Origin of the sequence: Acinetobacter wuhouensis, assembly GCF_001696605.3 — a bacterium.
Lineage (GTDB): Bacteria > Pseudomonadota > Gammaproteobacteria > Pseudomonadales > Moraxellaceae > Acinetobacter > Acinetobacter wuhouensis.
Genome location: NZ_CP031716.1, coordinates 729,059 through 750,680, shown reverse-complemented (window position 1 = coordinate 750,680; position 21,622 = coordinate 729,059). Strand labels below are relative to the sequence as shown.

Below are 21,622 nucleotides of genomic sequence, written 5' to 3'. Positions count from 1 at the left end.
TTAATTTCTAATATATATAGTTAGCTAATTTACTTGGTTTTTAAAAAATTCCAATATTTATTTACATTTTATGCCTAAAAACACTTTTATTTTCACATTACGGCTTCTTTTCCTATTCACTTTCCGACCAAAATAAGCTTAAGCAGAATTTTTCGTCATATTTGGCTTGTAATAAGCGATCAGCCTGTGGAGATAATAAGATCCCACGACGTACATACTGACGGATATCATCACTAGATCGCGATGGGTTTAAAATAAATCTGAGCGCATACGCATCTTTGATCTGATAAACCGCTTGTTTAAAACCCTGCCCCTGACCAAATTCGTCAAAATAATAATATTGCGCACCATTTTTCCATATCGTTGCGGCACGCCACCTGCCATCACCATATTTCACTTCAGCAATTTTCTGCCAACGATTTACAGGTGCGTTCTTCAACCGATAAAGTACGGTTGAACGATAGCAGAGTTTCGTTCCCCGCCCACTGCGGATGTATTTATCGTACAGTCCCAGATAATAGGTATCCTGTCCATTATGAAAAACATCAGGAGCCAATTGTGTCATCTTTTGACTGAATGGATTATCACCTGTACGCTGTAATTTCTGTTCTTGTCGATGATAAAAATAAATGCCCTGCTGACTGAGAAATAATGGATCATGCGCATGTTCATCATCTTTATTGAGCAGAAGATAAGGCGAATATTTTTGTGAAAATGGCGATGTCTGATAATAAAAATTCTGTGTTTCTGGATCATGTAAAAATTCAGACTCAATCCCACCACCAAAATCAAATACCATTAACTGAGGATGATCCTGAACAGGCACACGCTGGTTCTTATAATAAACATGTGTTCCATCAGCGGTGTAGTGACTACTCTCCCTTAATCGCTCAGAACTACCTGAATAAGATGGCAAATATCGCATAGTATGACCATTTGCCTGCTCAACCAGTTTTCCCCTGAAATAGGTATTCTCCCCATTACTGACCGTTCCCTGAACAGTTAATTGATACGGAAATTTGCTCACTTCCAGTTGATAATGTGGATACCAGTAATTTTGCGGTTTTGAACCTATTCCAGTGTGATGAAGCAAAATCTGCCAGACCTCCTTCACAACATTCAACTCAGTATTACGTTCCGTGATCTGCGAACAATAATAACTGACCTTACCATCGGTAATATAACCATCACCAATCGAGCGAACTGTCTGCGGATTTAAATTATTTAGAATCATATTGCCACAATAGACATGCTTTTGATCCACAGCTATCTGTCTGGTCGCGATGTCATCCGAAAGCATGCGAATCGTCTTTAAATCAGCCTCAGGAATGACATAATGACCATTACTCGGTACAGCAACATAGATCTGCTGATTATGAATTCTAAACTCTGTCGGACCTGAGCCCATTTTCTGACCCTGCTGATCAAGTTCAAAACTACTCAGTTCCCGAGTGGGTTTAGCGATTGAAAAAGTAAATACAAAGGTGATCAGTAAAATGCTGAATATCACCATGAGCTGTTTCAGTTTTTGCTGTTTTTCTGTGGGTAAATGACTGTTCAAACGCCATACCTATATCGTCATATTTATTATAAAACCACTATAGCAAAATATTCAGCCATAAAAAAACCGCCAATGAATGGCGGTTTTCTTCAACTTAACGGTAAGGCTTAGCCGTTACGGTTACGTTTACGTTCGTTTTCAGTCAACCAACGTTTACGGATACGAATTGACTTAGGTGTTACTTCAACTAATTCATCATCTTCAATGAATTCAAGCGCTTGTTCAAGCGTGTATTCGATTGCAGGAACAAGAGTCAACGCATCATCAGTACCAGAAGCACGTACGTTTGTTAACTGTTTTGCTTTAGTTGGGTTAACAGTCATGTCGTCTGAACGTGAGTTAATACCTACGATCATACCTTCATAAACTTCTAACTGTGGTTTAGCAAATAGACGACCACGGTCTTGTAGTGTAAACAATGCATAGCCAAGGCAAGTACCTTGAACCATAGAAATCAACACACCATTTTGACGCTTCGCAACAGTACCTTGTTTCATAGGACCATAGTGAGAGAAGCTTGAAGTCATGATCCCTGTACCAGAAGTCATGGTCAAGAATTCAGAACGGAAACCGATCAAACCACGTGAAGGAACAGTTGCTTCAATACGGATACGACCTTTGCCGTCAACTTCCATATTGGTCATTTCACCTTTACGGTGACCCATTTGTTCCATTACAGAACCCTGGTGCTGTTCTTCAACGTCAAAAGTTACGTTTTCGTATGGCTCTTGTTTTTCGCCATCAACTTCTTTCAAGATTACTTGAGGACGAGATACGCCCATCTCGAAACCTTCACGACGCATGTTTTCGATCAATACAGAAAGGTGAAGTTCACCACGACCAGAAACTTTGAAACGGTCTGGACTGTCAGTATCCTCAACACGAAGTGCTACGTTGTGAATCAATTCGCGGTCTAAACGTTCACGGATGTTACGTGAAGTTACGAATTTACCTTCTTTACCCGCAAATGGTGAATTGTTGACTTGGAAAGTCATAGACACTGTAGGTTCATCTACAGAAAGTGCTGGAAGCGCTTCAACTGCTTTAGGATCACAGATTGTGTCAGAGATATGAAGTTCATCAATACCAGTTACACAAACAATATCACCAGCAGATGCAGTTTCAACGTCGATACGTTCTAAACCGTGGTAACCCATGATTTTTAAGATACGACCGTTACGTGTTTTACCGTCTTTGTCGATAACAGTTACAGGTGTGTTTAATTTCACTGAACCGCGTTGGATACGACCAACACCGATAACGCCTACGAAGCTGTTATAGTCAAGTGAAGACACTTGCATTTGGAATGGACCATCAACGTCAACTGCTGGTGGTTCAACAACATCAACAATTTTTTGGAACAATGGTGTCATGTCTTCAGCAAGTTCTTCTGGAGATGGACCAGCCACACCACGAAGACCAGATGCATATACAACTGGGAAGTCTAACTGTTCGTCAGTACCACCTAAGTTATCAAACAAATCAAATACTTGATCAATAACCCAGTCTGGACGCGCACTTGGCTTGTCGACTTTGTTAATGATCACGATTGGTTTCAAACCACGTGCGAACGCTTTTTGCGTTACGAAACGAGTTTGTGGCATTGGACCTTCTTGTGAGTCTACAAGAAGCAATACACAGTCAACCATCGACATTACACGTTCCACTTCACCACCAAAGTCGGCGTGTCCTGGGGTGTCCACGATGTTAATACGGTATTCAGTATCAGTACGTTTGTCTAACCATTTGATTGCAGTGTTTTTTGCAAGAATGGTAATACCACGTTCGCTTTCAATAGCGCCCGAATCCATGACACGCTCAATCTCGCCCGCGCGATCACCAAGAGCACCAGATTGCTGTAAAAGTTTGTCTACAAGAGTCGTCTTACCATGATCGACGTGCGCAATGATGGCAATGTTACGGAGAGTTTTAATATCTGACATGTAAATTCGATACGCCTAAAGTTTGAGGGCAAATTATACAGAAAAAATATAACTTTTAGTAGTGACAGTTTATTGACAGTTACAAGTTTTTTTCACAACAGTCGGCTTTTTGTTTTGTAATAGTGTGTAAACAGATTAGAATAGCGCCATCTTGCTGCTTTCTCTCTCTGTGTCATGTCTGATATTCATACCTCTCCCGAGCAAAAACAGGGTCAAATTGATCTTGTTTATGGCTTAAATGATCGTCCAAAACCACTTATCGCTTTTTTTGCAGCCCTGCAACATTTGCTTGCAATCATTGTTCCAATTGTAACGCCGGGTTTATTAATTTGCTTGGCATTAGGAGTGTCTCCACATGACACCAACATGATTTTATCCATGTCTTTGGTGATTTCGGGGATTGCAACATTCTTACAATGTAAAAAAGTTGGTCCATTTGGCGCTGGTTTATTAATTGTTCAAGGAACAAGTTTTAACTTTATTGGTCCTATCATCGGGATTGGTTCTGCCATGGTTGCAGCTGGCACACCTGTAGAAGCTGTCATGGCGTCTATTTTTGGTGTCGTCATTGCAGGTTCTTTTATCGAAATGGGTGTTTCCCGTATTTTACCTTGGGTAAAGAAACTGATCACACCATTGGTTACAGGTATTGTTGTACTTCTCATCGGTTTAACTTTGATTAAAGAAGGTCTCATCAGCATGGGCGGTGGTTATCAAGCCATGTCAGATAAAACCTTTGCCAGTGCTGACAACTTAATCATGTCATGTACCGTATTAGCCATCATTATCTTGCTCAATCGCTTTAAAATCGTATGGCTGAAAAGTTCAGCGATCTTAATTGCATTGGTGATTGGTTACATTCTGGCAGGCTATATGGGGCATTTAAATTTTGCAGGTTTAGAAAATACACCTGTGATTCAAATCCCTACCCCTATGCACTTTGGTCTTAGCTTCTCTTGGAGCTTATTTATTCCAATGGCTTTCATTTACCTTGTGACCTCTTTGGAAGCAATTGGTGATGTTACCGCAACCTCTAAAATTTCAAATCAACCGGTTGATGGTCCAATTTGGATGCAACGTATTAAGGGTGGTGTATTGGTAAATGGTGCAAACTCTTTCCTTGCAGGTATTTTCAATACATTCCCAAGTTCTGTTTTTGCACAAAATAACGGTGTAATTCAACTGACTGGTGTTGCGAGCCGTTATGTCGGGATCTGGATCGCAATCATGCTCATCATCCTTGGCTTATTCCCTGCGGTTGCAGGTGTGATCCAAGCTGTGCCACAAGCTGTACTTGGTGGTGCTGTAATGGTCATGTTTGGTGCTGTTGCTGCGTCTGGTATTAACATTTTATCGGGAATTCAGCTAGATCGTCGTGCTTTATTAATCATCGCAATTTCTTTAGCACTAGGCTTAGGCGTTGCGCAAGTTCCTCAAATTTTAGAACATTTACCAGAACTACCGAAAAACATTTTTAGTTCTGGTGTTGCAACTGGTGGTATTGCTGCCTTGATTTTAAATTTAGTTTTACCTGAAACTAAAAAATAACGAATCAATTCTTTGTATAATGCCCAGCTTAGTCTGGGCATTTGGTTTGTTTAAGCTTCATTTTAATGAAGATAAACATACTTTTTTATTTAATGATGGATGGTGAATATGGAGCCGAGAAGTGAAGTTGTCATTCGACAGCATGACTACCTTTCTGGACGCGTGTTATTGGTCAATGCACCAATGGATGACCTACTTTCAAATTTAGCTCATGACATCGAAGCAAGTGTTTGGACGTGGAATTTTAATGAATTTCAATACTTCCAAAACCAACAATCAGATGTACATTTTGGAACAGATCTTCCAGAATCTAGCTTTGATCAAGCTGTAGTTTTTGTTCCCAAATCAAAAGAATTACTCAATTATATTTTGCATAATTTAGTCAGTCGCCTACCGATTGGTGCATCCATCTTTTTAGTTGGAGAGAAAAAAGGCGGCGTAGAACGTGCTTCCAAGCAATTACAACCGTTTGGGCAAGCGATTAAGTTAGACAGCGCACGCCATTGCCAAATGTGGCAACTAACAACTGATAAAACTGTCGTTGCCAAACCTCTTACTGAATGGGTTCAACATTATCCAGTGGAAACACCAGCTGGAGAATTGACGATTTGCGCATTACCAGGCGTTTTCAGTCAAAATCGTTTAGATGTCGGTACTGCAGTATTATTGCCTTATTTAAAACAGGTTAGCTCAGGTAAAATTGCTGATTTTGGTTGTGGTGCAGGCGTGATCAGTGCATATTTATCCAAATTAAATCCTAAAAACCGTATCTTTGCTTTAGATGTAGATGCATTTGCATTGGCTTCGACGCAAATGACTTTTGAAAAAAATGCGTTGCCATTAGAGCAACTTGAAGTCAAAGCTGTAACTGGAATTGAAGATGCACCGCTATTCTTGCACGCAATCGTCAGCAATCCCCCATTTCATCAGGGGATTCAAACAGATTACAATGCCAGCGAAAATTTATGTAAAACGGCAAGACGACATTTAAAATCGGGGGGTGAGTTGTGGATTGTGGCGAACCGCTTCCTCAATTACCCATTACTGATTGAGCAAAGCTTTGGTCGATGTGAGACTAAAGCAGATCAACAAGGCTTTAAAGTGTTATTTGCCAATACTCAAAAAAATAGTAAGGAATCATGATGAGCGATAATGGTCATCCAAAACTTCAGCGAAAGCTTGGAGCAAGACATTTAAATATGATCGCCATTGGTGGTTCAATCGGAACAGGTTTATTCCTTGCTTCAGGTCAAACCATTGCGACAGCGGGTCCAGGCGGTGCATTACTTGCCTATGTGTTAATTGGTGTCATGATTTATTTCTTGATGACCAGTCTTGGTGAATTGGCTACGCACAACCCAACTTCTGGAGCATTTTTTACTTATGGTAATAAATATGTAGAAGAAGGCTTTGGTTTCGCACTAGGCTGGAACTATTGGTATAACTGGGCAATTACGGTTGCATTTGAATTGGTTGCCGTTCAGTTCATCATGAAATTCTGGTTTCCAGACATTCCAGGCTTCTGGTGGAGTGCCCTGTTCCTTGCCATCATTTTCTTTATCAATGCTTTAACGGTTAAAGGTTTTGGTGAAAGTGAGTTCTTATTTTCACTGGTCAAAGTCATTGCGATTATCTTCTTTATTGCAATCGGTCTGTTCATGATCGGTAAAATCATGCTTGATCCAACAGATTCAATTACCAAAAACTGGACGATTGGTGAAGCTCCTTTTGTAGGTGGTTTCCAAGCTTTAGTTGGTGTGGCAATGATTGCTGGATTCTCTTTCCAAGGCACTGAGATGGTCGGTGTTGCAGCAGGTGAATCTAAAGATCCGAAAAAGACCATTCCGATTGCGATTAAGCAAATCTTCTGGCGTATTCTTTTATTCTATATCTTGTGTATTTTCATCATCGGTACATTGGTGGCATATACAGATCCAAACCTTGCTTTGGCTGCTGAAGGCGACGGTAATATTACCCTTTCGCCATTCACATTACTCTATGAAAAAGCAGGTTTAGCCTTTGCTGCGGGCTTAATGAATGCGGTGATTTTAACTGCGATTATGTCTGCGGGTAACTCAGGTATGTATTCTTCAACACGTATGCTGTTTGACATGGCACGTGAAGGGAAAGCACCAAAAGTATTCTCCAAACTAGATCTTCGCGGTGTTCCAATGAATGCCCTTTATGCCACAACTGCAATTGCTGCACTGTGTTTCTTAACAACATTTATTGGTGAAAGTGTTGTATTTACATGGTTGCTCAATATGTCAGGGATGTGTGGATTCATCGTGTGGCTAGGGATTGCAATTTCACATTACCGCTTCCGTAAAGGTTATTTAGCTCAAGGCTACAAACTTGAAGACCTTGCTTATCGTGCTAAGTTTTTCCCATTCGGTCCATGGTTTGCATTTATTCTCTGTGCGATCGTGGTCTTAGGTCAAAACTATGAAGCCTTTATGAAAGGTGACTGGATGGGCGTATTATCAACCTATATCAGTATTCCACTCTTCCTTGCAATTTGGCTAGGTTATAAATGGAAATTCAAATCAAAATTTGTTGCATATGATGAAATGGATGTAAAACCAATGCAGATTGAAAAAGAATAATTTCTTTATTCATCAATATGAAGCAGCCTCAGGGCTGCTTTTTTTAATTCTTACCGAAAAATAAAATTTAAAGAATAAATTGACAAACTTTTTTTTATTTATAGAATAACCTGAAAATTGAATAAGATTAGTTCAATTCCCCTATACCGAATTCTTACAAATATCGAATTCACAGATTTAAGGAGTACATCATGCCATTTACAGAGAACAAACAAAACTAAACAAGCAGATGTCTACTTACGGGCACTGTTTACAATTGTGTCCGAATGCAAAATATTACAATGTAATAAAGCCTAGCATTCGCTAGGTTTTTTTATGCCTCTATGTTTGATATGCGCGGACAAAATAAAAATTCAAGAAGAGAAAATCATGGCAATACAAATGATTTTGAACGCCAAAGCAGAATATGGCGTCCCAGTAAAAATTTATACACAAGATGTGGATGAAGAAAGCCTAACGCAACTTCGGAAAATGTCGCAATTACAATTTATTCACTCGCATATTGCGGTGATGCCTGATGTACATCTAGGTAAGGGTGCAACTGTAGGTAGTGTCATTCCAACCAAGAATGCCATTATCCCTGCTGCAGTTGGTGTGGATATTGGTTGTGGCATGAATGCACTACGAATCAGTTTAAAAGCATCACAGTTGCCTGATAATTTAAGTGCCTTACGTAATGCGATTGAAAGAAAAGTACCCATTGGTTTTGAAATGCATAAGCAACTCAAAGCCAAGGCCTCTACGCTTTCTCCTTTAGACAAAAGGCTGAAATTGATTACAGATAAGCACCCTGCGCTGAAACGTATGTTACGTAGCTTTGATTCAACTTGGCAAAAACAGCTTGGTACTTTAGGTGGTGGAAATCACTTTATTGAACTATGCTTAGATGAAAATGATGATGTTTGGATCATGCTACATTCAGGCAGTCGTGGTTTAGGCAATGTGATTGGGACTTACTTTATTGAACGCGCCAAAAAAGAAGCCCAAAGCCGTTTTGGGCATGTGCCAGATAAAGATTTAAGTTACTTTGCCGAAGGTTCAAATAACTTTGATGATTATTTTGAAGCTGTAGAATGGGCACAAGAATATGCCTATGAGAATAGACGTGAAATGATGCGTTTAATCTTAGAGGCAATTCGCCCATTACTGCCAAGTTTTCAAATGAACAAAGAAGCAATTAATTGCCACCATAATTACGTCCGTAAAGAAATTCACTTTGGTGAAGAGGTATTTGTGACACGTAAAGGGGCAATTCGTGCAGGGCTTGATGAATATGGCATCATTCCTGGCTCAATGGGCGCACAATCTTTTATTGTTAAAGGCAAAGGCAATCCCGATTCATTCTGCTCATGCTCACATGGTGCAGGAAGAAAAATGAGTCGAACTAAAGCCAAGCATTTATTTAGTCAGCAAGATTTGATTGCACAAACAGAAGGTATTGAATGTCGTAAAGACAAAGGCGTTGTGGATGAAATTCCGAGTGCATACAAAGATATTCATCAAGTCATGGCAAATCAAAGTGATTTAATTGAAGTCGTTCATACACTTAAACAAGTATTATGTATCAAAGGATAAATAGCTAGAATACCTATTTCAGCAGAGTTCGCTTTGCTGAAATACATTTTCATCATATTTTTATCAATTAAGCTGATCTAGAAAAAACTCAATTTACATCATATTGAATAAATTACGCATCACGCATGCAAAATTTTCGATCATCAACGATGATCACTTGACGACAAATTCCTTCAACTTGACGTTGCTGTTCAAAAACAGTTTTAGGCATAGGCTCGAAACTATCAAAGAAACTAATTTCGACATCATCAATTGAATATACCAATGAATGGTACCCAACACCTTCTAATGTGTCATAGTACACAATCACGAAATTACCATTTTCAACTGCGTACTGAATATCTTGATAACTACAAGAAGGTTGTTGAACACTGATTCCAAGCACTTGAGCCTCTTGGTAGAACTCGACTTCTGTTGAATGCTGAACCAAATCTTCATCACTATAAAAAGTAACATCTAAACCTAACTTTTGTAATGCAACAGCAAGTGAGATACCAAAAGTACCATCTTGATCATTATGCTTACAGAGTTTCACAAGATCTGGAATATGAAGATCTACACCATAATGATGAAAAATCATCCAGATCGCATAAATACCGCAATTTGCTTCTAAATCTAATAACTCATCAGGTAGCTGCACGCTTATTTCACCACATAGTTTCAAAACCAAGAAACATAATTATAAGCGATAAAGCATTTTATATAGAGAGGCTATATCTCTTGTTATTTTAAATTTCAATTATTTAATTTTTAAAATAACCTCTACTCGTCTATTCTTCGCTTTACCATCTGCTGTTTTATTATCTGCAATCGGTTTTGTAGGCCCAGAGCCTAATATCATTAACTGCTCAGGATTAACTTTATATTCATTGATTAAATAGTCTTTTACAAGATTTGCACGATTTAATGATACTTTATTATTCGATGCCAAAGATCCAGAGCTATCAGTATGTCCCTCAATTTGTAAGGCAAAATTCTTATTTGCTTGAAGTAACTGTGCTGCAACAGATAAAGCTGGTTGATACTCTTCATCGATCATTGTTGATTTTGGTTGGAAATAAATTCGCACACCTTTTTTTAAGGACTTAACCTCTTTAGGGTGTTGCTTTTGAATCGCAACAGTTATTGAGTTTGTTGGCATGAGTGGATCTGCCGTTGTACAAGCGACTAGACCCAATAGCATAAATCCGAGAATAATAAATTTCATTGTTAACCTTTAATTATTAATTTTACATTCAATTATTATTTAGCATAATTTTAATTATAGATATTTCCATTAAAAAAGCGACTCTATTGAGTCGCTTTTTTTAAACTAAATAACAAATTATTTAGTTACAGTACGGCTACCAGTGATCGTAGCGAATACGCGACGGTTCATAGCACGACCTTCTTTAGTTTTGTTGTCAGCGATCGGTTGATCCCATGCAAAACCTTGAGTAGTCAAACGAGAAGCATCAACATTATATTCGCTTACTAGCGCTGATTTAACAGAGTTAGCACGAGCTAAAGATAAACGTTCGTTCAATTTACGTGGACCAGTGTTATCTGTGTGACCTTCGATACGAGCAGTCGCATTCGGGAACGCAGATAATGCATCAGCTACTTTAGCAACTTCTGGTTTGTATTGATCTTTGATGTTTGATTTGTTTGTATCAAAGAATACGCGAAGTTCCATTTGTAGATCTTCAACTTGTGGTTGAGGAGCTGGTTCAACTGGAGCTGGAACAACTGGAGCAACTGGAGCAACTTCTACTACAGGAGCAGCAGGTTTCAAGTGACCACCAAGAACTACGTTAAGACCTGCAAGTGCAGTATAGTTCCAGAATTTTTCGTCGAAGTTATAAGTACCACGAGCTTCTGTACGAAGAGATAAAGCATCGTTTAAGCGCCAGAAAGCACCAACACCAGCGTTACCTAAAGTACCTTCTTCGTTGTTGTGGTAAGACATGTCATCAAGTTTGTATTTATAGTGACCAGCACCTAATAATACGTATGGCTTGATTTTGCTGTCATAGTTTTTAGTGATCAAATCAGAAGTAGCATAGAAGTTACCGTTGATTTGAGTTTGTTTGTATTCAGAACCAGCTACGCCAGTACCGTCAAGATCACCTTTAACTTGGTTATATTCAGCCTCAAAACCTAACCATGGAGTAAGCTCAACACCTAAAGCAGCACCAACGAATAAATCGTCTTGTAGCTCAGGACCGTTAGTTAACTCACCTTTATCACCACCGTTATTGTGTTGAGAGTCTTGGAAAGTGTAACCAACTAGTAAAGGTGTAACAGTTACGCCAGCATTAGCAGCAGCGAATGGAGCAGCAACAAGCATAGCAAGTGCGATACGACTCAATTTCATGGATATCCTCCAGAGATAACAATTGTTGTTCAAGCTTAGCCTAAAATTTTTTGGCTTATCCGAGATAAACTTAATACCCCAGTATTATTTTTAAGCTACTCACGTTGAATCATACAAACACTTGAGGCTTTTTCCAAGTGCTTGATAACTTTAATCAAGTAAATTATTGACAAAATTACTTACAATTTCCGTTGTAATTCGGTAACTTTTTACTCAATTTTTTTCTGCGAATAGCTTATCTTTTACTTGCTAGTATTTTAACAGCAAAAGAAAGCGATAGTAATATTTTTTTTCCACTATACGCAATTCATTTAAATTTATAAGAAAAATTATTATTTTTCAAATAAAAAACAATACTTAAACGAAGATTAACACATGTATTCTTATTGTAAAGAGCAAGCTTTCACGCTTGTAGAATTGATTGTCACTATTTCAATTCTAACCATTCTTGCAACTTTAGCATTTCCCTCATATTTAAATTTCAAAGCGAAACAAGAGTTAAATCACATTACAGCACTCATTCACACCCTCAACCAATCTGCAAAAAGTAATGCTGTCACTTACCATTCTATCATTGTGATTTGTTCATCTGCCAATGCAACTCAATGTGCCAATGATCAATGGAATACAGGCATAATCATGTTCAGTGACCTCAATAGCAATCAACAAGTAGACCCAGATGAAAGAATCCATAGCGTTGTAGATACAAAACTTAAATATGGTTCACTGACTTGGGATGGGGGTGTTACAAGTACCAAAGTATTAACCTTTCAAGGAGATACTGGACTACCGCGTAGCTCTTTCGGAAGTTTTTATTATTGTAGTCAGCACGCTTCCTCATTACACCGTCGATTCGCCCTTCCCAAAACGGGGTTATTAAGAGTCGAGAGCTATGCCTGTTAATTGATCTGTGTTTGTTAATTGATCTGTGTTTGTGAATTGAATGTAATTAATTTTCAAAAAACTGACCTGTTTAGTCCACTATTCTTGGCTGAATAGACTTTATTCTCCAATTTATTTTTATATACTGCTTAAGTTTGGATACATTCTCAGAATAATCAATTGGAGCTTAGAACAATGACTGACATCGTAATTGTCAATGGTGCACGTACTGCAATGGGTGGCTTTCAAGGTAGTCTTGCGAGTGCAACTGCCCCTGAACTGGGTGCTGCATCAATCAAAGAAGCCATTACTCGTTCTGGATTACAAGCAAGTGATGTTCAAGAAGTCATTATGGGTTGTGTACTTCCAGCAGGCTTAAAACAGGGTCCTGCGCGTCAAGCCATGCGTAAAGCGGGTTTACCTGATTCTACCGGTGCAGTCACCATTAACAAATTATGTGGTTCTGGTATGAAAGCAGTGATGCAAGCTGCTGATGCGATCAAAGCTGGCTCGGCAGAAGTGATTGTTGCAGGTGGTATGGAATCCATGACCAATGCACCTTATTTACTTCCAAAAGCACGTGGCGGTTTCCGTATGGGTCACGGCGAAGTGAAAGACCATATGTTCTTTGATGGTCTAGAAGATGCTGAAACAGGTCGCTTAATGGGTTCTTTTGCTCAAGATATGGCTAATAACAAAGGCTATACCCGCCAACAAATGGATGATTTTGCGATTCGTTCTTTACAACGTGCACAAAAGGCCATTACCGAAGGTTGGTTTAAAGATGAGATCGTGCCTGTAACCATTTCTGGTCGTAAAGGTGATGTGGTTGTTGACCAAGATGAACAACCGTTTAATGCCAATATTGAAAAAATTCCAACTTTACGCCCTGCTTTTGCAAAAGATGGAACAATTACAGCAGCAAATGCCAGCTCAATTTCAGACGGTGCATCAGCTTTAGTGCTAACTTCTGCTGAACATGCTGCATCAAAAGGTTTAAATCCTTTGGCGAAAATTGTCGCTTATGCATCAAATTCACAACATCCTTCTGAATTTACCATCGCACCTGTTGGCGCAATCCAAAAAGTGTTAAATAAAACGGGTTGGGATGCTCAAGACGTTGACCTTTGGGAAATCAATGAAGCTTTTGCTATGGTGACTATGTGTCCAATGGATGAATTCAAACTAGATGCTGAAAAAGTCAATATCAATGGTGGCGCATGTGCATTAGGTCACCCAGTCGGTTCAACAGGCTCACGCATTATTTTAACTCTGATCCATGCTTTAAAACGCACAGGCGGTAAAAAAGGTATTGCGGCATTGTGTATCGGTGGTGGTGAAGCAACAGCGGTTGCAATTGAAATTCTTTAATATTTTCAATCCATCAAAAAAGCATCTAGACCTCTAGATGCTTTTTTGTTTTATCTATTATCACAACGACTTAATTTTCTTTTAGCTCTGGAATTGGTGCAATATAAGCAATAATTAACATAATAAAACCAGCACCCAAGAAAGAAATCACACGTGTTAAAGTTCCTATATGAGAAAGATCAAATAACACCAATTTCAATGTCACAATGACAAGAATACTGCCACCTAAAATCCACAAAGGGCGAATAACTTTTCGAGTTGCATAACTCATGGCAATAAAAGCCAAACTGACCCACAGCAAAGTTAAACTCAGTTGTAATGTTGCATCTTGCCACAAACTTAAATCGTTATACGGTGTCGCAAAATACACATGCAAAGCACGCAGTAAAATATAACTGCTGAGCCACAACACGCTAAGTACAGAAAGTACCGCCAAAATCCCTTGATCCATGCCTTGTTGATATTGTTGCTTGACTTGTAAATTTAGCATCCATAAAAAACCGATCAATATTGCAATGCTCACCGCATCGAATGGATTCAGTATAGGTAATAAATAGGCTTGAAATGCTTGTTGCGAAAATAATTGCGAACAAACCATCCACAGCAACATCAACGCTAAACTGCTACGTGTTTGCCAAAACATCGCCCATTCAGCATTCTTTTGAAAGAAACACCATCCACAGAATAGTAACGGTAAAATCACCACACTGATATAAGGCATACTCGGAATCAAACTTAAACTGGCAAGATTAAGACTGGTTAAAACGCCCAAACTCACCCATTCATTTTCAAGGCGAATTCCACGTAAAGGTCTTAACCAAATCCGTGTTAATAATAACCCTGAAACAAGCATGCCCCATCGTTCTACAGAATTTGTCCAAACTAACACACCATTTTGGCTGATATCTAGAATGAGAATCAGCGCAAAAACATACAGAGGAATAACACCAATCCATTTAGGAATGAGCCATGTCCAAGCGGCTTGAAGCTTTAATAACACTTCATTCAAGACTAAATAGCCAAAACTCAGAACCAGTAAACTATAAATATATTGATGATCACCTTCAAAATAATCCAATAATAAATACAGCATCATCGCAGTTGCAGACAGCATTAACACACTTAAAAATAAGGTTGTCATCGCACTAATTTGCTTTTGAAACTCAACACAACTATTGGCTAAAACTACGACAGCAACATAACTTAGACTTAAGCACCAATACATGGTGGTTGGAAAATTTGCCAATTCAACCAAATAATACAGACTCGAACATCCTGCAACGATCAGCAATGACATAGCCATATAACGGCTAATATTGGATTGTTGATATAGTGCAAAAGCAAATATCAACAAACCTTCAGTTGCCCAACCGACAACACTCCATTGCCCATGCAAAAGAATTGGTGGAATTAAAGCGAGGAAAATCAAAGCCAAACTAAAATAGCTTTGAGAAATCAACTGAATGGATTGATTCCGTTTTGAAAGTTGATAAATAATGGTGAAAACAATAGAAAAAGCCAAACTAAAACTGGCTAGATGCCATTCTTGATGAAAATACATCAAATATAAGCACAGAAAACCGATGATTGGTGCACCGAAAATTAACGCAATATCTAGGCTAGGTTTCAATTTGAATTGTTCTAGATCCTGTTTCGCAATCAATTGACTAAAGCGAAATCCAAGCCAGACAAAGATTGCAATATGTGCCACAACCAAAAGCGTTAATCGTGATTTTTCTTGTGCATAACCATGATAAAAAGTATAAGCCCCGCCAACAATAGCGGTCACTAAAAAACCAATTTGATTCAGGTATTTCCAAGGTCGCAGTGTACTCAATATCGCAATCGCAATATTAATCACCAAATAATAGGCAACTAGCTCGGTTGCTGTTGCACTACGAATAGGTAAAGTAAAAGGCGCAACATAGGCAATCAGCATTGCCATTAAAGCCAATTCGATACTTTGCTGTTTTAGACTTAATCCCAAAGTCACCAGCATGATGACCGCAAAACATATTCCTGCGATGAAAATATTAGGAATCACTTGATTGTAATAGGCAAAGAATAAAGTCAGAAAAAGCCCTGCCAAGCCTAGCCCTTCCAATGCCAAAGCAAAACTATGATTTTTACTCTGTAAAATAAAACCTAATCCCGTGATGCCAATACTTACCAAAGCAACGATAGCGAGCTTAACCGCCAGACTCAGTTGCCAATGTTCCGTTGCAAATCGCAGCAATAACACAGTCCCGATCACCAAAACTAGGATGGCGACTTTTAACACGGGATTGCCTTGAAAAATCCATTGTCGAACTTGTGTCATCAAGCTATCTGTTGGCGAACGATCTACTGAAGCAATTTGAGCATGTTGAAGAGATTGATTTGCTAGATTATCTGTTTTAAATGGTAAATCAGCTGAAGACTGTAAGCGCTGTAATTGTGTTTGCACTTGAGTCAAATATCGCTCTAAACGTCTAAGCCATCGCAGAAAAAAGAAAATCCAAGCGGTTAAACCTAAACCGACCAACCAACTAAAATGTAGAGTTAATCCAACGACAGAAACAATTGAAGAAATATAAAGCGGGACTTTAGAGGTATTCTGCACAGGAATTCGAGTTTGCGCAGCAATCTCTTGCATCGGATTTTGAATTGCATCCACGTAGTGCATCACACTCATGACAAATGCCAAGCCACAGATATAGGTCACGATTTTTGTATCAAAAAACCATGCACTCACTGCAATAATCATCAGCATCATCAACCAAATAACGCGAATTTCACTCTGCCCTTTCAGCATATTTGCTCTTTCTCTGTCCTGAGTCATTTGATGATACAACAGTCATGTGATGACATTGCATGTATTCATCAGATATTCAGTAACACAAGGATGACCGTTGTCGCTTCGCAATAGCGAAAAATCACGTACAATAAAGCGGTTATTTGGATTAGGAAATTTTCAATGCCACCATTTGTATTGGTCGATGGGTCATACTTTTTATTTCGTGCCTTTCACGCACTCCCACCTTTAACCACATCAACTGGATTACAAACCAATGCGATTCGTGGGGCAATTTCTGCAATTCAAAAATTGATGCGTCGCGTTCAGCCAACGCACATGGCTGTAATTTTTGATACCGCTGAGCCAACTTTCCGTCATGAGTTATCACCGATTTATAAAGGTGATCGTCCAAGTATGCCTGACGAGCTCTCTCAGCAAATTCCGTATTTACATGCATTAATTCGTGCGCTGGGCATTCCTTTACACATGCTTCCGGGTGCTGAAGCTGATGATATTATCGGGACTTTAGCTAAACGTGCCGAAGCCGCTGGTCATCAAGTTTTGATTTCAACAGGTGACAAAGACATGGCTCAACTTGTCACTGACAAAGTGACCTTGGAAGACAGCTTTAAAGATAAACCTATGGATGTGGATGGTGTCATTGAAAAATTTGGCGTGCGTCCAGATCAAATTATTGATTATTTAACCCTCATGGGCGATGCCTCTGATGGTATTCGTGGTGTGCCAGGTGTTGGTGCAAAGACGGCTGCAAAACTTTTAAATGAATATGATTCAATTGGTGGCATTTTAGAGAATGTCAACAATATCAAAGGCAAAATTGGTCAAAATATTAAAGACAATGTTGAAGGGATTGCACTCGATCACCAACTTGCAAGTATTGTCATCGACTTAGATTTAAATCTGACTTATGACGATTTAAAACTGGCTGATCCAGATGTTGAAAAGCTTCGTAATCTCTATACTGAACTTGAGTTCCGTAACCAATTACAATCACTTGATCATCCGAATAATCCAAACAGTTCAGTCTATAAACAAACCACGAAAGAAATTGCCAAAACTGAACAAGTATCAGAAGCAACACCAGATCAAGCAATCAGTTCGAGTGTTGATGACCGTTTAGGTGAGGCAAATTACCATACCGTTTTGACTCAAGCAGATTGGGACAAATTATTCCAACGTTTAAGCACTGAAAAGCGTTTTGCAATTGATACTGAAACCACAAGTTTAGATTATCGTGTTGCTGAAATGGTCGGTTTTTCAGTGGCTTTCGATGCTAAAGATGCTTATTACGTTCCGCTTGCGCATGACTATGAAGGTGCACCTGAACAACTCAATCGTGAAATCATCATTCAGCAAATCAAACCTATTTTAGAAGATCCAAAAGTTGAGAAAATTGGACATCATTTAAAATACGATGCACATATTTTTGAGAATCACGGCATCCATTTACAAGGTTGGTATTTCGATACGATGTTGGCATCGTATGTACTAAATGCTGTAGCTACACGTCATGGTATGGATGATGTGGCACGTGTTTATCTTAGCCATTTGACCACAACCTATGAACAAGTTGCAGGTAAAGGTGCAAAACAAAAAACCTTTAATCAAATTGAGCTTGAAACGGCTGCACATTATGCAGCTGAAGATGCCCATGTCACTTATCGCCTCTATGAAGTTCTCGATCGCAAACTGAAAGAAATTCCTGAACTCAGCGGAATTTTGCACAATATTGAAATGCCTGTTGCCAGTGTTTTAACGACAATGGAAGAAAATGGGATTGAGCTAGATTTAACTTTCTTAGACCAACTCAGTGTCGATTTTGCGGAAACCATTCAAAATTTGGAAAATCAGATTATTGAAATTGCGGGTGAATCATTCAATGTTGCCTCACCTAAACAAGTCGGTGAAGTATTATTTGAAAAACTCGGCTTAAAAGGTGGTAAGAAAACTGCAACGGGTCAATACAGTACTTCGGAAGCTGTTTTAGAAAAAATTGATCATCCAATTACAGCTTTGATCATTGAATATCGTGGCTTAACCAAACTCAAAAGCACGTATACAGAAGCTTTAGTAAAGCAAGCCAATAATGATACTCATCGTGTGCATACCAGTTATCACCAAGCATTAACAGCGACTGGGCGTTTATCATCGACTGATCCAAACTTACAGAATATTCCAGTTCGTGAGGAAATTGGCCGTCAAATCCGTAAAGCCTTTATTGCTCCAAAAGGACGTGTACTGCTCGCAGCCGATTATTCTCAAATTGAACTGCGTTTAATGGCACATTTCTCTCAAGATGATGCCTTAGTCGATGCCTTTAAGCATGGTCAAGATGTCCATCGTCGTACAGCTTCAGAAGTCTTGGGTGTAGCACTGGAAGATGTGACTTCAGATCAACGTCGTCAAGCTAAAGCAGTCAACTTCGGTCTTCTTTATGGTATGTCAGAATTTGGTTTGATTCGTCAGCTTGGTTTTACACGTCAAGAATCGCAAGATTATATCAAGCAATATTTCCATCGCTATCCAGGCATTTATGAGTATATGCAACGTACGCGTCAGGTCGCTTTGGAACAAGGCTTTGTTGAAACCATTACAGGTCGTCGCTTATATACACCTGATATTGATGCACGAAATATGATGGTACGTAAAGGAGCTGAACGTGCGGCAATTAATGCACCACTCCAAGGTTCTGCTGCTGAAATTATTAAAATGGCCATGATTGAAGTGGCTAAAATCCTACCGAATGATCAAGCTAAATTATTATTGCAAGTACACGATGAATTGGTGTTTGAAGTCGATGAAGCCATTGCAGATCAGTTGGCTGAACAAATTAAAGACGTGATGCAAAAAGTATGTACTTTATCTGTGCCTTTAGTGGTTGAAGTTGGTAAAGGCAACAACTGGGATGAGGCACATTAAGTCTGGAGTAAGTTCCCTCTCCTTTTAGGAGAGGGTTAGGGAGAGGTGATCTTTAAAAATAAGAGCTACAACCTTATAAGGAAAGAGAAGTATTACAAGTATCTCTCTTTCCTATAACCTCCAATAAAATCAATCTTCAATATCCAAATCATGATCATCCATTGATAACAACATTCTTAAACCCATACTTTCATAATCTAAATTTAATAAAATATTCAAACATTTATATTTTAACTCATCAATCATTTTCTGTTGTCTGCCAAAGCAATTTTGTGGATCTAGTTCAGCCCATGTAGTAATTTCGTCCATACATCCAATGACATATTTGAGATCATTGGATAACACTGGAGAGTTTTCAAACTGTTGTGAACATTGTAATCGTCCTAATGACCAAACCCCGATTTCAGGATGTACAACTCCCTGCTTCATCGCTTCTAGAATACCTAGAGCTAATGAAGCTAAATAGAATTCCGCATTTAAATTATTGGTTTCAAGTTTCATATTTTTAAATAAATATTTTAGTAGTCATAACAACCTATACATTTCATCAATTCTAAGCAATAAAAAAGGACTCCTTCGAGTCCTTTCTTTTCCAACCAATCTATTACAAGCCAGTCAATAAAACCTTAGCGACTTCATTCATCAGGATTTCAGCAACATAGAGTGCTAGGAATGCCAAGATCGGAGATAAATCAATCATCCCCATATTGGGCATAATACGACGAAATGGCGCCAATAATGGTTCAGCAAGCTCTTGAATCACTTCAATATAAGGTGAACGTGACTGTGTAAACATCACCACCCAACTTAAGATAATCGTTGCAAAAATTAAATAACGGCAGAAACGAATCAAATCCTGAATCATCGTCACAAAAGTCAAAATAATTAAATGCACAGGGCTATTCGGTATCGCACCTTGCAAGTACATCATGCCAAAAATCTTCAGCAGATATAGAACAACGACTAAAACCAAAGCAGCAGTATTTACACGACCTTTCGCCAAAGTTGGGAAAATTCGGCTAAACATATCCACAATTTTAGTTGCTCTGACCGTCGACAAAACCACTGGATTGTATGGACTGACCATCGCCAACTGCATTAAAAAACGAAAGAATACGAGCAAAATCGCTACGTTAATGATAATGCCAAAAATTTGCGCAGAATTTGCACCCATATTGGAACGTTCCTAAAAAATCAATATATGCTTAAAACGATGATTAAAAAATTATTTAATGCTGTCACTTAACTCTACAGCCAATTCCTGACTACGTTTTTGCGCAGCAGCCAAAGCTGTTTGAATATTCTGTGAAATTTGTGCGCGATCAAATACTTCGATTGCGGCTTGAGTCGTACCATTTGGTGAGGTCACATTTTTACGCAACTCTGACGGCGCACTTGAACTGGTGATCGCCATTTGCGCAGCGCCTAGCGCTGTTTGCAAGGTTAAAGCCGTTGCCACCTTTTCATCCAAGCCCATATTCTTACCTGCACGAATCATACTTTCCATCATATAGAAGAAATATGCAGGACCTGAACCAGAAACCGCAGTTACAGCATCAATTTGCGCTTCTGAACCTACCCAAATGGTTAAACCTGTTGAAGCCAAAACTTGTGTCGCCAACTCGCGATCTTTTGTTTCAACTTCTTCATTCGCATACATACCATGCGCACCCGTTTGCACCAAAGCCGGTGTATTTGGCATCACACGGACAATACGATTATTGCCAGTCAAGTCTGAAATCGTTTTAATTTCAGCACCAGCCACAATCGAAATAATCAATTTATTCGCAAATAAACCGTTTAATGGTTTTAATACTGTGCCTAAAACTTGCGGTTTCACAGCAAATACAACAATATCGGCATCTTTAATCGCTGCAACATTATCATCAGTCACATGCACATCTTTTTCTTTGAGTAATTCACGAACTTTTTCAACGGGGTCTGAAACTGTAATACGTGTTGCAGGTAAACCACGACTCAACAAGCCACCAATCAGGGCTTGAGCCATATTTCCACCACCAATAAAAGTAATATTACAATTTAACACTGCACTCATGAATCACA

Annotated in this window: 16 protein-coding genes; 7 read left to right on the top strand and 9 right to left on the bottom strand. The window is 38.9% G+C overall.

Annotation, left to right across the window (positions count from 1 at the left end):
* Window positions 1–112: 112 nt before the first annotated feature.
* Together BEN71_RS04190 and typA are read right to left on the bottom strand one after the other, a co-directional pair.
* Window positions 113–1,561, bottom strand: coding sequence for a DKNYY domain-containing protein (locus BEN71_RS04190; protein WP_068972908.1), 1,449 nt, complete (start codon window positions 1,559–1,561; stop codon window positions 113–115).
* A gap of 107 nt (window positions 1,562–1,668) precedes the next feature.
* Entirely contained in the window at window positions 1,669–3,504 is a 1,836-nt protein-coding gene (gene typA / locus BEN71_RS04185) for a translational GTPase TypA (RefSeq protein WP_068972907.1), read from the bottom strand.
* Window positions 3,505–3,678: 174 nt separating this feature from the next.
* Between typA and BEN71_RS04180 the strand changes: the two genes are divergently transcribed.
* From BEN71_RS04180 to BEN71_RS04165, 4 genes are all read left to right on the top strand, one after another.
* Complete coding sequence (locus BEN71_RS04180) at window positions 3,679–5,052, top strand: uracil-xanthine permease family protein (RefSeq protein ID WP_068972906.1); 1,374 nt, start codon at window positions 3,679–3,681, stop codon at window positions 5,050–5,052.
* Window positions 5,053–5,160: 108 nt separating this feature from the next.
* Window positions 5,161–6,195, top strand: coding sequence for a class I SAM-dependent methyltransferase (locus BEN71_RS04175; protein WP_068972905.1), 1,035 nt, complete (start codon window positions 5,161–5,163; stop codon window positions 6,193–6,195).
* The gene (locus tag BEN71_RS04170) at window positions 6,195–7,658 is read left to right on the top strand and encodes an amino acid permease (protein WP_068972904.1); all 1,464 of its coding nucleotides are present in this window, start codon (window positions 6,195–6,197) and stop codon (window positions 7,656–7,658) included. The genes BEN71_RS04175 and BEN71_RS04170 overlap by 1 nt, the downstream gene beginning before the upstream one ends.
* 369 nt (window positions 7,659–8,027) lie before the next feature.
* Window positions 8,028–9,233 carry an RtcB family protein gene (locus tag BEN71_RS04165; protein ID WP_068972903.1) on the top strand — a complete coding sequence of 402 codons (1,206 nt, stop codon included), beginning with the start codon at window positions 8,028–8,030 and terminating at the stop codon, window positions 9,231–9,233.
* 112 nt (window positions 9,234–9,345) lie between these two features.
* On the opposite strand, the gene BEN71_RS04160 is transcribed toward BEN71_RS04165, so the two are convergent.
* From BEN71_RS04160 to omp38, 3 genes are all read right to left on the bottom strand, one after another.
* Entirely contained in the window at window positions 9,346–9,879 is a 534-nt protein-coding gene (locus BEN71_RS04160; RefSeq protein ID WP_068972936.1) for a cysteine peptidase family C39 domain-containing protein, read from the bottom strand.
* A 93-nt stretch (window positions 9,880–9,972) separates the two neighbouring features.
* Window positions 9,973–10,440, bottom strand: a complete 468-nt coding sequence (locus BEN71_RS04155; protein WP_068972902.1) for an OmpA family protein — start codon at window positions 10,438–10,440, stop codon at window positions 9,973–9,975.
* A gap of 117 nt (window positions 10,441–10,557) precedes the next feature.
* On the bottom strand, window positions 10,558–11,589 hold the full coding sequence (gene omp38 / locus BEN71_RS04150; RefSeq protein WP_068972901.1) for an outer membrane protein Omp38: 1,032 nt from the start codon (window positions 11,587–11,589) through the stop codon (window positions 10,558–10,560).
* A 375-nt stretch (window positions 11,590–11,964) separates the two neighbouring features.
* Between omp38 and BEN71_RS04145 the strand changes: the two genes are divergently transcribed.
* Entirely contained in the window at window positions 11,965–12,492 is a 528-nt protein-coding gene (locus BEN71_RS04145; RefSeq protein WP_068972900.1) for a GspH/FimT family pseudopilin, read from the top strand.
* A gap of 174 nt (window positions 12,493–12,666) precedes the next feature.
* A complete protein-coding gene (locus BEN71_RS04140) occupies window positions 12,667–13,842 on the top strand; it encodes a thiolase family protein (RefSeq protein ID WP_068972899.1) in 1,176 nt (391 codons plus the stop codon).
* Between the two features lie 70 nt (window positions 13,843–13,912).
* Here the strand turns inward: BEN71_RS04140 and BEN71_RS04135 are convergent, their stop codons facing one another.
* Window positions 13,913–16,636 (bottom strand): DUF2339 domain-containing protein, encoded by a 2,724-nt coding sequence (locus BEN71_RS04135; RefSeq protein WP_068972898.1) that lies wholly within the window; start codon window positions 16,634–16,636, stop codon window positions 13,913–13,915.
* Window positions 16,637–16,798: 162 nt separating this feature from the next.
* On the opposite strand from BEN71_RS04135, the gene polA reads away from it, so the two are divergent.
* Complete coding sequence (gene polA / locus BEN71_RS04130; RefSeq protein WP_068972897.1) at window positions 16,799–19,558, top strand: DNA polymerase I; 2,760 nt, start codon at window positions 16,799–16,801, stop codon at window positions 19,556–19,558.
* Between the two features lie 129 nt (window positions 19,559–19,687).
* Here polA and BEN71_RS04125 read toward each other — a convergent pair whose 3' ends face one another.
* The 3 genes from BEN71_RS04125 to proC all read right to left on the bottom strand — a co-directional run bounded on the left by BEN71_RS04125 (window position 19,688) and on the right by proC (window position 21,614).
* On the bottom strand, window positions 19,688–20,059 hold the full coding sequence (locus BEN71_RS04125; protein WP_068972896.1) for a hypothetical protein: 372 nt from the start codon (window positions 20,057–20,059) through the stop codon (window positions 19,688–19,690).
* 103 nt (window positions 20,060–20,162) lie between these two features.
* Window positions 20,163–20,732 carry a YggT family protein gene (locus BEN71_RS04120; RefSeq protein WP_068972895.1) on the bottom strand — a complete coding sequence of 190 codons (570 nt, stop codon included), beginning with the start codon at window positions 20,730–20,732 and terminating at the stop codon, window positions 20,163–20,165.
* 51 nt (window positions 20,733–20,783) lie between these two features.
* Window positions 20,784–21,614 carry a pyrroline-5-carboxylate reductase gene (gene proC / locus BEN71_RS04115; protein WP_068972894.1) on the bottom strand — a complete coding sequence of 277 codons (831 nt, stop codon included), beginning with the start codon at window positions 21,612–21,614 and terminating at the stop codon, window positions 20,784–20,786.
* Window positions 21,615–21,622 lie beyond the last annotated feature (8 nt).